The sequence below is a fragment of the Brevibacillus schisleri genome (assembly GCF_055685845.1).
In genome coordinates this window covers 5,894,226-5,909,989 of record NZ_JBVNDM010000001.1, presented here as the reverse complement: position 1 = coordinate 5,909,989, position 15,764 = coordinate 5,894,226, and the positions used below count along the sequence as shown (strand labels likewise).

At 46.4% G+C, this 15,764-nt stretch carries 3 protein-coding genes; all 3 read left to right on the top strand.

All coding sequences use genetic code 11. The annotated features are described in order from the left end of the window. Nucleotides 1-70: 70 nt before the first annotated feature. A complete protein-coding gene (locus ACUUHJ_RS27980; protein WP_472300600.1) occupies nucleotides 71-2,641 on the top strand; it encodes a winged helix-turn-helix domain-containing protein in 2,571 nt (856 codons plus the stop codon). 190 nt (nucleotides 2,642-2,831) lie between these two features. Next, entirely contained in the window at nucleotides 2,832-7,796 is a 4,965-nt protein-coding gene (locus ACUUHJ_RS27975) for an Ig-like domain-containing protein (RefSeq protein WP_472300599.1), read from the top strand. An 858-nt stretch (nucleotides 7,797-8,654) separates the two neighbouring features. Then, on the top strand, nucleotides 8,655-15,758 hold the full coding sequence (locus tag ACUUHJ_RS27970) for an amino acid adenylation domain-containing protein (RefSeq protein WP_472300598.1): 7,104 nt from the start codon (nucleotides 8,655-8,657) through the stop codon (nucleotides 15,756-15,758). Nucleotides 15,759-15,764 lie beyond the last annotated feature (6 nt).

Sequence of the window (15,764 nt, the reverse complement as noted above, 5' to 3'; positions counted from 1 at the left end):
TCATCGATAGAAAGGCTACGCTCCATGTTTCCTTCATGAATGTCATTTTACTTCTAGGCAGGAGATGCGTATGGATTTATTAACGTACAGTCCACTTATCGCAACCAAGCTTCATGTTCCGAAGTATGGTTCGGACTTGTTGCTTCGGCATCAGATATGGAAAGAAATCGATGACGCTGGTGCCGCAAGATTGATTCTCGTGTGTGCGCCAGCCGGTTTCGGTAAAACGACTGCAGTCAGTCAATGGGCGCAAAATTCCGGCAAACCGACCGGTTGGATCTCCCTGGATGAGTCAGATAATGATCCCGTGCGCTTTTGGCGATATTTTGCTAGGGCAATTGGTATGGCACAGGAAGGCGTGGGCAAAGAATCTTCCTCCGTGCTTCACCCACAGTACACGGCTTCTGCTGAACAGTTGATGTCCGTGTTACTCGAAGAAATTGCGGGGTTTGAACGTGATTTTTATCTGGTATTGGACGATTACCACCTCATAAAGGAGCCTTCTATTCATGAAGGATTGCAGACACTGATCCAGCATGCTTCCTTCTATATGCATGTCGTCCTGATTACGAGGGAGGAACCGCCTTTTGCCCTACACCGTTTACGCGTTCGGAAACAGTTGAAGCAACTGGGCTCAGACACGCTTCGCTTCAATGAGGAGGAGTGCCGGCGCTTATTCTGCGAGCAACTGGGTCTGAGTTTGTCAGAACAAGCCATTGGCTTGCTAAGCAAACGAACGGAGGGATGGGTGGCCGGTTTGCAGTTAGCAGCGCTGTCCATGCAAGGAAAGCCCGAAGCTTCTAAGGTCATTCATCATTTTTCCGGTAACGACAAGTACGTCGGAGAATATTTGACGGAAGAAGTATTGAAACGACTTCCAGAAAAGGTTCAGATGTTTTTGCTAAAAACGTCCATACTGCCGCGTCTGACAGGCGATTTATGCGCAGCTGTTACCGGGGAGCCGGACGCTCACGACATCCTTCGCATGCTGGAGCGAACGAATTCATTTGTGATCGCGCTGGATGGCGTAAATGAGTGGTATCGTTATCACCATTTGTTCGCAGAACTTCTACTTTCCCACGTAAGGAAAACATATAACGAACTGCTTCCTGCCCTACATATCTCTGCAAGCTGTTGGTTTGAAAGTCACGGGTGGATCATGGAGGCGACTGAGCATGCGTTTCTCGGAAAAGATTGGAACCGGGCAAGCCGTTTGATCGTCGCACATGCGCCGTGGATGTTGAAACAGTACGAAAATATTACACTGCGCAGATGGATGAAATACTTTGATGCGTCCTGGTTGGAAAGCAACCCCGAGCTGTGCATTGCTTTTGCCTGGCTGCATGCTGTGTCCAATGAAATTGATCAGGCGGAAATCCTCCTTCAATTGGCTGACGAAGCAACTCGGATCAATCATGGGAGCTATGACGACTGCCGCGTAGAAATGTGTGTGCTTCGGGGATATATCGAAGTGATGCGGGGAAATGTAGACCTTTCCCTCAAATACATGGAAGAATCCGTTCACATGAAGCCAAAATTCAGCCGCTACTTCATCGTCGGCATTGAACTGAATTCGGATGAGCCATACGTCCTGCGCAGTCGTGTGGCCTTGAGCGGGTATTTGTCCAATGTGAATGAATATTATCCAAAACTAAGGGCGATCTGGAAGCACAGTGGTCTTGGTATATTGGCCTACGGTTCTATCGTTTTGGGCGAGCTTTATTATGAGCAAAATGATTTTGAGCAGTTGAAATATTACGTACCTCGTGCGATTCAGTTAGGCACGATCTCTTTGAACTTCGGTGTATTGGTCCCGGTTTATCTGACGTTGGCTCGATGGAGAAAAGCAGAGCACCGTAAAGACGAGATGTGGCTGGCCATGGAGGAAATCACTTCGCTATGCCGCCAGCATGAAGCGCCTCCTCATTGGATGTCTTTTGTAGAAACGTTCCGCGTCCGATTATGGATTGAAGAAAATCGACGGGAAGAAATAGAAAAATGGGCCGAGCCCTATGCGAAAATGAATGTAGATATTGTCGCTTCCCGGCATGAATTTGAGCGAATGACGTTGGCCCGGGTATACCTCTATTTAAAAAACGACAGTGCAGCCATTATGCTGCTAACCAGCTTAAAGCACGAGGCGGAAATAAAGGATCGACTCGGGAGTCGGATTGAAGCCTTTCTTCTGCTCAGCCAAGCTTACATAATCCAAAAACAGCAGCATGAAGCGATGGAGTGTATGCGCATGGCGGTGACGTTAGCCGCGCCAGAAGGCTATGTACGCACTTTTTTGGATGAAGGCCCTGGCGTTGCCAAAATGCTCTATTCACTCTATAAAAGCAAAAACGTATCCAAGCAAGAGATGGCCTATCTTTCGATGCTGCTCAAAAGTGTGGAGAAGGAATTTCCTACGCTTGATATTCAAATTCGGGTATCTCCTGCATTGGAAAAATTGACGGAAAGAGAGTCGGAAGTGCTGGCACTGATCGGTATAGGGTTATCGAATTCGGATATTGCGGACAAGCTGCATCTCACACTAGGGACGGTAAAGGGGCATGTGCATCAAATTTTTAGCAAGCTCCAGGTGAAAAATCGTGCACAAGCAATCGTCAGATTAAGAGAAAGTGAGATCGACCAGTAGATTCCCCCCGCCCTATACGGTGGGGTTTTTTATTGAAAAAAATCAATCATGAAAAGACATAACTTTAGTTAGTATTTTTTGCAAAAGACTGTTGTTAACATATTTTTGTTTCACCTAGATGTTTTTACTGGGGGAGTGTGTCGACAGTAGGGGGAGTTGAAATGAAGAAGGAAGGAGGACAACGTTATTGATGAAAAGAATGATGGCTCGTTTGTTGGTATTTACTTTGCTGTTTGCAATTGTCCAACCTATGCTTATTCTAGAAAAAGCCAACGCAGAAGTTCAAGATGTGATTAGAGTAGAGGCAGACAAGTTCGTGGATGCGTATGGTGCCTATCCTGATGGTTTGGATTACCAAGGAGTTCCGAACACGTTGATCGTCGGCTACGCGCGAGACTCTGGTGGGGATTATGGGGCTGCGAATGCTGCTCTACGTTTTGACCTGAGCGGCGTGAAAAGTGAGAGGAAAATTCAGTCTGCTGTCCTGAAAATCTATGTGCATACGGTAGAAGCAACAGGCGGAGATATGCCTTTCATTGATCTTTGGGGCTCGTTTGATGACAATTGGAACGATGATTTTACGGCTGTGCTGCCCTCTTATCAGGAAAGAATCATAACAAATGAGTTTATTCCTACTAATTTCACAGGTTGGAAATCGTTTGATGTAACCAGCTTTGTCATGAGTAATATTCCAGACAAAAAAGCTACCTTTGTTTTAAGAGGAAGACAAACAGCACCACCTGTTCCTGCCTTGTATCAGCCTCAAATTATTTTCTACGACAAAAGAAATGTTAACTATGCTTCTCAGCTAGAAATCACGTATGCTCCTAACACTCCACCAACCGATATCCTCTTATCGTCCAATTCGATTCCCGAGAACAATCAAATAGGAGCGGTAGTTGGTACGCTTTCGGCAGTAGATCCTGATCAAGGAGACACCGTTACGTTCAGTATTCAAAACACTACGGTTCCATTTACTGTTGACGGAAATCAACTGAAGGCGACAGAAACGTTTGATTTTGAAACGAAATCGGATTACGCTGTACCGATCACTGCAACAGACTCGGCTGGCAATATATTCACCAAGGCGATGACCATCCAGGTGACGGATGTAAATGAGCCACCTACGACAGCAACGGTTACCATCAATGGCGGTGCTGCCGTTACGAATTCAGCAAATGTGACGCTCACCATGACCCATGATGATCCCGACGCTGCCAAGCCCGAGTACCGTTTGGCGAATGTAGAAGGTGGTCCTTGGAGCGAATGGAAAATGATTGAGACGCCTGTTACCTGGAGCCTCCAAGCAGGAGAAGGGACCAAAACGATCTTCATGGAGCTGCGTGACGGAACAGGAACTGTCCTGAAAGCGCAGGATAGCATTGTGCTGGATATAACACCTCCGGCAGGGACTATCGAGATCAATAACGGGAACGTAGCCACTTCATCAGAAAAGGTGGAGCTTACCATTCAGGGAAGTGATGCGAACGGCCCGGTAGAAGTGATGTTGTCGAATGATAACAGCTTTACAGGCAGCTGGATACCTGTTCCTGTCAACAACAAGCTGGAATGGAACTTGGCTAGTGGAGACGGACAAAAAACAGTCTACGCGAAGTTCCGTGATGGTGCAGGGAATATGTATTATACATCTGGTACCATCGTGTTGGACAAAACGCCACCTGTTGTTACAGGGGTAGCGAATGGCAGCTTCTACACGGCAGATGTCACACCTGTCTTCGACGACGGCACAGCAACATTGAATGGTGCTCCTTTTACCAGTGGCACGAAGGTGAGTGTGGAGGGCAAGTATACGCTGGTAGTGACGGATACAGCAGGGAATACGACTACGGTAACCTTTACCCTGGATAAAACCGCGCCGACTGGAACACTTGCGATCAATAACGGAGCCACTCATACGAATAACCAGGATGTCATTTTGCAAATCGATGCCACTGACGTGTCCAGCAAGGTGAAAATGAAGCTGTCCAACGATAACATGAGCTGGAGTGCGCTAGAGGATGTGGCGACCGCCAAGGCTTGGAAGCTAACAAATGGAGATGGACAGAAAACGGTCTATCTACAGTTGATCGACGAAGCTGGCAACTCCCATGATTTACAGGCATCGATTACACTCGATACGGTTGCACCTGCTATCACAGGGGTAGAGAACAACAAGCTGTACAATCAGAGTGTGACAATCAGCTTCAACGAAGGAAAGGCGACCTTGAACGGAAAGACGATAGCGGACGGAGAAATCGTCAATGACGATGGCACTTATACGCTGATTGTCACGGATGAAGCGGGCAATACAGCAATGGTTGCATTTTCGATTGATCAAACGAAGCCGTCGGGCAGTCTCAAGATCAATGGTGACGCCGATTATACCAATACACTAGCAACCACATTACAAATTGCCGTTACTGATTTCAGCAATGAACTACAGATGCGCTTTTCCCATGATACGAGCGATCCAGCCAATTGGACTTCTTGGGAAACGCTGACCACAACAAAGGCATGGACCTTGCTGACTGGAGACGGAACCAAGTCGGTTTCCATGGAAGTGAAGGACAAAGCAGGGAATATTGCCAGCTTTACCGATGAGATCACACTCGATATGACCAACCCTACGGGGGCTTTTGAGATCAATCAAGGTCAGTCGTATACCAACACGAGCAAGGTTACGTTGAGTGTGGAGTCGGCTGATGCTCATGGTGTGGAAATGCGCTTGTCGAATGACAACCTGACGTGGAGCGATTGGAAAACAGCGCCGACGAAAGGGGACGTTCCATGGGAGCTGAGCGGTGGCGATGGAACCAAAACGGTCTATCTGGAGCTAAGAGATCCGGCCGGAAACCAATTGGCCCTTCAAAAGCAAATCACGCTGGATTCCGCTGGACCAGTTGTTACAGGAGTCACTCAGGATGGTGTCTATGCGAGCGACGTAACGATTACCTTCAATGAGGGAACAGCATTACTAAACGGCAATCCGTTTACGAGCGGTTCTGTCGTCACTGCGGAAGGATCGTATGAGCTGGTCGTCACGGATGATGCACAAAATCGTACGACGATCCGTTTCACGCTGGATAAAACACCACCAGCTGGAACGCTCAGCATCGATAACGGAGCCGAATTTGCGAAAACAGAAGACGTTATATTGCAACTCACTGCGTCAGGCAATACCGACGACATTGAAATGGCGATCTCTGACGCCGATGACAATTCGGGTACGTGGGAGCGTTTTGCGGAATCAAAAGCATGGAAGCTGGCTGATGGCAGCACAAACGGCACCAAAACGGTTTATGTCAAGCTGCGGGACAAAGCGGGGAACGTCACAAAGCTAAGTGATACGATTGTACTGGATGTGTTGGCGCCGACTGGATCTATCACGATCAATAACGGAGACAATTCCACCAAGTCTCGTGATGTTACGCTCGCCATCACAGCGAACGACAGTACGAGTGATGTACAAATCCGCTTCGCAAATGGTGACAACGACTGGAGCGATTGGGAGGCAGTAACTGCGACCAAAGCATGGCAGTTGAAGTCCGGTGATGGAACCAAGACTGTCGAGATGCAGATCACAGACAGGGCAGGGCATATTACAACCGTTTCCGATACGATCGAGCTGGATGCAGATGCGCCTGTTGTTACTGGAGTCGAGGACAAAGGTATTTACAAAGATGACGTGACCATCACATTCAACGAAGGAACTGCGACGTTGAACGGTGCTCCGTTTGCAAGTGGCGACCGGGTAACAAGTGAAGGTAAGCATGAACTACGGGTTGTAGATGCTTCCGGTAACGAAATCAAGATCACGTTTACTTTGGATAAAACAGCACCAACAGGAACGTTCGTCATCAACAATGATGATCGTCTAACCAGCTCCACCAGCGTGAGACTGCATGTTACTGCTTCGGACAATTTGGGAGATGTCGAGATGCGTATCTCCAATGACCAAGGCAAGTGGAGCAGCTGGGAAAAAGTGACGGGAACAGTACCGTGGAACTTGCCGTATGGCAATGGGATGAAAAAGGTTCTGATCCAGCTTCGCGACCAGGCAGGAAACACCGTTGAACTGGAAGATTCCATTGAGCTATACGTGCCAAATGTGCCGAATCCACCAACAGGAGAGCCGGTGACCGGGGTTGAGTTGGAGGAAGAGCAGTTAACATTGCGTGTTGGCGATACAGAAAGCCTTCGAGCCACTGTAAAACCAACGAATGCCACCAACAAACGGGTCAAGTGGGAAAGCAGCGACTCTGAGATCGTCGAGGTAGATGAGGATGGCAAGATCAAGGCAGTAGCTCCTGGGACTGCGACGATTACAGTGACGACCGTAGACGGGAACAAAACCGATTCGATGGAAGTAACCGTTAAAGAAATACCCACCTTCCAGTTGGAAACAAACGAACCGTCCTTCTGGATTAAGCCGAGAGTAACCACAACCTTACGAGTTTATAAGGTAGAAGGCAAAAAACGCAAAGACATCACGCGAGACAAAAATGTTGAGTACGACACGGAAAACGGTTTGGTTACCGTCAAGCAGGGTCGCATTACGGCAGGCAAAGAAGAGGGAGAAGACATCGTTACCGTTCGCTATATGGGCGAGGAACTGGAGATTCCAGTGACGGTTTCTACGAAAACGATTCGTTCGTTGACGACCTCCTTCAAGGATTTGGTGCTGGAGCTCGATGAGGAGAAGCAGCTAACGCTGACAGCCGTCTTCAATGACAAGAACACCGAAGAGGTGACAGGGAAAGCAACTTGGTCCTCTAGCGACGAAGAGGTCATCGAGGTAACAAAAGAGGGAAAAGTGACAGCGCTGGCTTCCGGGAAGGCTGTCATTACTGCGAAATACGGCGGTAAAAAGGTAACTAATCGTGTGCTCGTCGTAGAGGAAAAGAAAGTGAAAGATTTGCGAGTATCACGCTCTTCGCTGCGCTTGGAGGCAGACAATACTGGAGAGATCGTCCTGTACGCGGTCTATGAAAATAGATACGAGGAGATCGTTACCAAGGATGCCGAATGGACAGTGGAAGATCCTGAGATTGCGACTGTAGAAAATGGTGTCGTGACCGCACTGGAATCTGGTAAAACAACCATTACAGTGGAATACGGCGGCGAGACTATTACGATTAACATTACGGTCTGGTAAATGAAAAGGGGCTGTTCAATCTACTGTGGAGGGCAGCCTCTTTTCCATTCTGTTTAAAAGGTGAAGAAATATGGAAAATGCACTCCTTGCTTTTGCAAGTAGCATCTTGATTGGGGCCATTTTTTTTGGGATCTTATGGTGGGAAGGCTCGTGGTTCAGTCTTCGGTTTACGAAGTGGTACTTTAGTATTTTATTTGCAGTCTCGATAGTAGTAGGAGGGTATACCCTTTTTCAAGGTTAATGGAAAAATAGACATGTTCTGCCTTCTCAGGTATCGATGAATTTCTACACAAGTCTACCCGAGAAGGTAAGCATGTCTATTTTTGTTTTATGATAAATCAATGTCAACGCTAATAATTGACATAAAATTCGGATGTGATATAATGCCTGTAACTGGTAAATCATTACATTTATTCTCTTAAAAGGTAATTTTTCTAAAAATCCCCCTATTCCTAGTAGAATCTGAACCTGCTTTTCCACTTCATAGGTGTTTCATACTTAACTGTATTCAAAACACTACTCCACTTTTCACGAATTCATAGCAATTCAATTCACTTACCTTCCCTTTCACATCTCGTTTGTAGCCGCTTTGAACATGCCCTGTAAAATTTGGACGCAACATGTTTTTTGGTCAACTATTCTGGCCTTTTTTGACGCTGCTTACTTGCTTCACCTAAACGAATCGGGTGTCCGGTCTTTAACGTGGACGATTCGATGAGTCAACGCCTACTTAGTAAAGGAGGGGGAGGCTTACCGACCAATATCCATTTTAAAAGTCTGTCAAGCAGAGCGGGTGAGGAACTTTATAATTTTAGAGGGTTCCCCCTTCATTATCAAGCTCAAAAAGGGAGGACAACCATGGCCATGAAAGATCATGTGAATCAAATGGCAGAAGAGGCTCCATTGCTGCAGCTTCCGTTTGATTTCCCGAGACTTAAGGATGCTCGTTATGAAGAAGAGACGCAATCGATTGATCTGTCAAAAACGGTTGGGGAGAAAGCAAGATTACTTTGCATGCGGGAAGAGACTGACATGTTTACGCTACTCTTAGCTGCATACCATAGCTATCTTTACAGATATACCGGGCAAAACGACATTCGGGTCGGTGCGATAGCGAGTGATGGCCCTACCTTTTTTGCAAGTCGAGTGATTGCTGGTGGAACAACGAATTTTAAGCAGCTGTTGAACGAAATCAAAGAGAATAGGGTGGAGGAGAAGCTTGCTAGCAGCTCCGAAACTACGAAATTATTTCATACCTTTTTACGAGTAGGAAAAGCCGCGGATGACGATAACAAACTTTTTGTCGACTCCCAAATAGCAAATGTAGTGCTGCGTGTTAATGTCGAAGAGGCTGAGGGAATGCACATAACATTTACATATAATTCCTTTTTGTTTGCACAGCAAACGATACGACGAATGATCGAGAACTTTTGCAACTGGATCGAACAAGTAATCACTCATGTCGAAACGCCTATCGATTTATTGAGACTGATAACCAAAAACCAAGAGAAGGAACTGGTAGACGAGTGGTGCAGGAATGATGAACCCTCGAATGTTCCTGACACAATCTTGACCGCCTTTGATTTCCAAGCCAATCAGAATCTCGATGCCATTGCACTCGTGTTTAAGCAAGAGAAGATGACCTATAGGGAATTGGATATCCGCTCAAATCAATTAGCGAATTACCTCCGAAAGATTGGGGTAGCGACTGAAGTGCTGGTGGGAATATGCCAAGAGCGTTCCATTGAAATGCTCGTGAGCATCTTGGGTGTGTTGAAAGCAGGAGGCGCTTATGTACCGATCGATCCTGCTTATCCTGTTCAAAGACTCCACTATATTATGGAGGATGCGGCTTTACAAGTAGTGATTGCGGATAAAGCGTCCGCGACGAAAGTGCCAGACGGAATAAAAGTAGTTAAATTATCGGATTATTGCGAAATTTTGTTGAATGAAAGCACGGAGCCCCCTGAGATCGAAGTAAACGGCCACAATCTTGCTTACGTCATCTATACCTCCGGTTCGACAGGAAATCCCAAGGGGGTAATGATTGAGCATCATTCTGTTATGAATTTTCTTCAAACGCTGGAGAGTCGTAGTCCTCTTTTACATACGGACAGGCTTTTGCAAAAAACGTCTGTTTCCTTCGATGCTTCTGTTTGGGAACTCTTTTGGTGGATGTTAAAAGGTGCTAGCCTGTACATCCTCCCGAACAGCGATGAGAAAGACCCCGCCTTACTTGTGAAAGCTGTCGAGGCGCATCGAATTACCCACCTTGAGTTTGTGCCGTCTATGTTGAAAGCCGTATTGGATTATATAGAAAATCAGGATTCTTCTTCTGCGTTATCCTCCTTGAAATACGTCACAGTTGGAGGGGAAGTGCTTCCGCCTCATGTCGTTACAAAGTGTACCGATCTATTGACCATTCCGCATGGTACAAGCTTATACAACACGTATGGGCCGACAGAGACAACAGTCGAGGTTGCTAGCTTCCAATGCCATCGAGGTGAAACGCACACGCAAATACCCATTGGAAAACCGAATGCCAATACACAGTTGTACGTGTTGAACGAGCATTTACAAATTCAACCTGTCGGAGTTGCCGGAGAACTGTATGTCGGCGGATCAGGCGTAGCAAGAGGTTACTTGAACCGTCCTGAATTGACAAAGGAACGCTTCATTTCCAACCCGTATTGTCCAGGATCAGACTCGCGTTTGTATCGAACGGGAGATTTGGTTCGGTACTTGGTCGACGGAAACTTGGAGTATATCGGGCGCAATGACAGTCAGGTAAAAGTGAGAGGGTACAGAATTGAGCTGGAGGAAATTGAAGTCACGTTAGGCAATCATTCGACTGTGGAACAAGCAATCGTTGTGGCGAAAAAAGACGCCTATGATAATAACAAGCTGATCGCTTATGTGATCGGGTCTGGAACGGTAACAGAATGGCGTGATTATTTGAAGGCTCAGCTTCCAGAGTTTATGGTTCCAGCGTATTTTGTGAAAATGGATGCTTTCCCGCTTACTCCCAGCGGAAAAATTGATCGTAAGTCACTGCCAGAGGTAGGCAATAGTCGCCCGCATGTTTCGACGGAATATGTAAAACCGGAAACGGAATGGGAAACGAAGCTCTTGGATATTTGGCTGGATTTGTTCGGATACGATGAGATTGGAGTCGAGGATCATTTCTTTGAATTAGGCGGACATTCGCTGTTGGGGACTCAGGTGATTGCGAGAATCCGTGCTCTTTTCAAGAAAGAGATTCCGTTGTCTGCTCTGTTTGCCTATCCGACGATTCGGAGCATCGTGCCGATCATAACTGCCGCAGATGAGGTAAATGTAGTCGATGCATTCCCTGCCATCAAGAGGGTATCACGAGATCGCGAATTGCCGCTTTCTTATTCGCAAGAAAGAGTGTGGTTTTTAGAACAGTTAAGCGCCAATAACTTGGCTTATATTTTTCAAGCCACAATGAAAGTGCGTGGGATGCTGGAGCTTTCCATTCTTAATAAATGCTTTACGGAGCTTGTGCGCAGACATGAAATATTCCGAACCGTTTTTCATGAGAAAAATGGACAGCCCTATCAGGTGATCTCTGAACCATTCGATGTGGAATTGCCTGTTGTCGATGTTTCGCACCTACCTGAGAGTGATCGTGCTACTGAAGTCCAAAGACTCATTCAGATGGAGATCAAAAATCCGATTGATATCGCGAAGCTGCCATTAGCGCGCTGGATTGTTTACAAGATTTCTGAGTGGGAGTCTGTCATTTTGTTTGTGGAGCATCATCTGATTCATGATGGATGGTCATTCCGCAAATTTTTAAAAGAGCTGTTTACGCTGTATAGTGCCTATCTTGAAAATAAGCCGTCTCCATTGGCTGAATTGCCGATTCAATTCGCAGACTATTGCGTATGGCAAAATGAGCTGTTTAAGCGTGGCAAGGAAAACAAGCAATTAACGTACTGGAAGAATCTACTGGAAGGGGCCAATGGGATTCTGGAATTGCCCACTGATCGGCCACGGCCAGTCAATCAAACCTTTCACGGGAATATGTTCACCCAATTAATACCGGAGGAACTGTATCTTCAACTGCGTGATTACTGCATGAAAACAAACACGACCTTATTCATGGTCATGATGGCTGCGTTTCAAACCTTGCTTCATCGTTATTCCAATCAAGAAGACATTATTGTTGGCTCGGGTATCGCGAATCGACGTTGGAAAGACACGGAAGAATTGATCGGGATGTTTGTGAACAATATTGTGATCCGTCAGCAATTTACCGACAATATGACGTTCCGGGATGTATTGCAAGACGTGAAGAGGTCAGCCCTGGAAGCGTACGAGAATCAAGAAATTCCTTTTGATCAAGTAGTCGATGCCTTAAAACTGAAGCGTGATCAAAGCCGCAACCCTCTTTTCCAAGTCATGTTTAGTTTCCAGGATGCAAAAGTCACTCATCTCCCTGTATCCAATCTGAATATTCAACTCACCGAAGGCATTAGCAACGGATCGGCCAAATTTGATATCAACGTCGTAGTGACGAATCATGAGGAGCTCGCTTCTTCCCTTTTAACAAAGGATGAATACGGAAGTATAAGCCTTGACTGGGAATACAATACGGATTTGTATGACGAATCTACCATGCGCCGCATGTTTCATCATTATATTGAATTACTGCAAAGCGTTCTGACGCACAGTGACCGGAAACTTCATTCCATGCCTATGCTGACCGCTTCTGAGAAGAACCAAATTCTCCAAGAGTGGAATGACACGGCTGTTGCGTTTGAGGATCAGAAAACACTCCATCAAATCTTCGAGGAGCAAGCTGCCCGGACACCAGAGCGAATGGCGGTTGTATTCGGTAACGAGCAATGGACCTACAGGCAAATAAACAACCGGGCAAACTTCCTGGCAAGCAAATTACGAAATCTGGGAGTGAAGCCGGATACATTAGTAGGGTTAATGAGTGAGCGTTCTCCCGACATGATGATTGGTATTCTTGCCATTCTAAAAGCGGGTGGAGCGTATATGCCGATGGACACAGCGGCTCCAAAAGAAAGACTGTCCTATATTCTCCAGGATAGCGATACGAAGGTCGTCGTCATACAAGAGAAATTCAAGACAGCGATTGATTTCAATGGCCCCGTCCTGTTATTGGAAGAGAATAGGCCGGATCAGGATGAAGAATGCAATAATCTGGAGTCCGTTTCTCATTCAAAAAATTTGGCGTACGTCATCTATACCTCAGGTTCGACGGGAGCACCAAAAGGAGTCATGATCGAGCATAGCTCGGTCGTCAATCGGATGAACTGGATGGTCCATCGCTACCCCATGAACGAGGATGACACCATTTTGCAAAAAACTCCCTATTGTTTTGATGTTTCCGTAACGGAATTAGTCCTGTGGTTTTTCACTGGCAGCAAACTATGTTTCCTCGCTCCCCAAGCAGAGAAAGACCCGGAGGTTATTGTCAAAACAGTTGCTCAGCACCAAGTAACCTATATTCATTTTGTTCCCTCTATGCTCAGCATCTTTTTAGACCATATGGAAAACGTGGATTGCGCAGAGGAAATCAAAAATTTACAGCGAGTTTATACGACTGGGGAAGCTCTGAGTACGGAACAGGTTCAACGTTTTCATCGGTTAATCGGGCAACGGAATCAGACGACTCTCACTAATCTGTATGGTCCTACGGAAACGACCATTGAAGTGACCTACTATGATTGCCAGGCCGATAGCGAGGTAATCCCCATTGGGAAGCCTATGGATAATATTCAAGCTTACATCCTCAATAAGGAAGGGGACCTGCAACCAATAGGCGTGATGGGTGAATTGGTTATTGGGGGCATTGGACTTGCACGAGGGTATATCGGAAAGCCCGAGTTAACAGCTGAACGTTTTGTCCCGAATCCTTTTGGCAATCCATCTGAAAGGCTGTACAAGACAGGTGACTACGCGAGGTGGATGCCAGACGGCAATATGGAGTACATCGGGCGTATGGATAATCAAGTGAAAATTCGCGGTTATCGGATTGAACTAGGTGAAATTGAAGCGGTTATGAGGAAGCAGCAGGGGGCAGGAGAAGTTGCCATCATTGCCCACGAATATGAGCCGGGGGACAAGCGATTAATTGCTTATTACAGTGGGGCATCAGAGGTCGAGACGTTAAAAAGCCATTTACAGAAGCAGTTACCGCCTTATATGATTCCTTCTTATTTTGTACGGGTGGAGAAAATGCCGCTCACCTCGAGTGGCAAATTGGATCGTAAAGCTTTGCCACTGCCTGAGATCCACATTGTAAGTCATCACTACACAGCGCCTCGAAACTCAACGGAAGAATTGCTCGCTCTCATATGGAGTGAAATTTTAAAAGTAAATCAAATTGGGGTATTTGATTCGTTCTTTGAATTGGGCGGACATTCCCTGTTGGCAACACAGGTTGTATCGCGCATACGAGATGTGTTTGGTCAACATCTACCTCTCCGAGCGATCTTTGATTGCCCAACCATTGAGGGCTTGGCTAAGCGGCTAACCGAATTGCGACAAGGCGAGAAAATGGTTCAATTGCCTGCGCTCCTGCAAGTGGATAGAACGGAACCGATCCCGTTATCTTTTACGCAGCACCGATTGTGGTTTTTTGACCAACTCGAGCCAGGAAGCAACGTCTATAACATTCCTTATGTATGGCGCTTAAGCGGTTCATGGGATGTTGCGGGATTAGAAAAAGGATTGAACCAATTGATTGAGCGTCATGAAATGCTTCGTACTGTTTTCGCAAAACAAAATGGCGTCCCTGTTCAACTCGTCAAGCCGCATCAGCCAAGAGCACTACCCGTCATTGATGTAAGCAGCCTCTCTGCGGATGAAAGAGAAAAGCAGGTCCAGCATTGTATTCAACGGAGTGCTGATCGCGTATTTGACTTGAGTCAAGGACCGTTGATTGAAGCCGAGCTGATTAAGCAGGATGAATCGGCGTATGTTCTGCTTTGTACCGTCCACCATATTGTCTTCGATGGCTGGTCAGAGGATATCTTGTTGGACGAGTGGATGGCATTTTATGAAGAAGCAGTCAGCGGAACGCCTGCCGATCTGCCACCGTTATCCATTCAATACGGGGACTTTGCTGTGTGGCAAAGACAATGGCTATCAGACGAGACGATGAAAGAGCAAGTGGCTTATTGGGAAAAGGAGCTTGCAGACGAGCTTACGGTGCTTCAGTTGCCATTCGATCGTCCACGGCCAGCCATTCAAACGTATGCAGGGGACATGCAGCATATCGATTTGGCCCCTTCATTACTAGAAAAACTAAAAGCTTTCAGCAAGCAAGAGAGTGCTTCCCTGTTCATGACATTGCTTGCCGCCTATCAGAGCTTTCTCTCTCGCTATACCGGACAAACCGACATTTTAGTAGGAAGTCCGGTTGCGAATCGCACGCGAAAAGAAATGGAAGGGGTAATCGGGTGCTTTGTAAACACGCTGGTTTACAGAGTGAACGTCGAAGACAATCCAAGCTTCAGGCAATTGGTCGCCCAAGTCAAAGAAAAAACATTGCGCGGGCAAGAAAATCAGGATGTGCCCTTTGAAAAAATCGTAGAGGTCCTTCAGCCAGAGCGAAATGCAAGTTACACACCTGTCTTCCAAACGATTTTTACGATGCAGACCCACCTGAGAGACGTAAAGCAATGGCCAAATCGAACCATTGAGCCAGTGAAAAGTACCATCAAGGTTGCCAAATTTGATCTGTCCATTTCCATAGAAGTCAATTCAGAGCACTCGTTGACGATTTCATTTGGCTACAATACAGACTTATTTCATCCGTCCAGCATAGAACGAATGATCGGACATTTTGTGAATTGGCTCGAACAAGTGACGGCATATCCTGAGGAATCAATAGAAGGCTTGCGATTAATTTCAGAAGAGGAAGAAAAACAACTGCTGGAAATGTGGAGTAATCATTAGGAGGTG

What these genes read in the sequence shown, in the direction of transcription:
- ACUUHJ_RS27970 (WP_472300598.1), top strand. Translation starts at nt 8,655, where the DNA reads ATGGCCATGAAAGATCATGTGAATCAAATGGCAGAAGAGGCTCCATTG.
- ACUUHJ_RS27980 (WP_472300600.1), top strand. Translation starts at nt 71, where the DNA reads ATGGATTTATTAACGTACAGTCCACTTATCGCAACCAAGCTTCATGTT.
- ACUUHJ_RS27975 (WP_472300599.1), top strand. Translation starts at nt 2,832, where the DNA reads ATGAAAAGAATGATGGCTCGTTTGTTGGTATTTACTTTGCTGTTTGCA.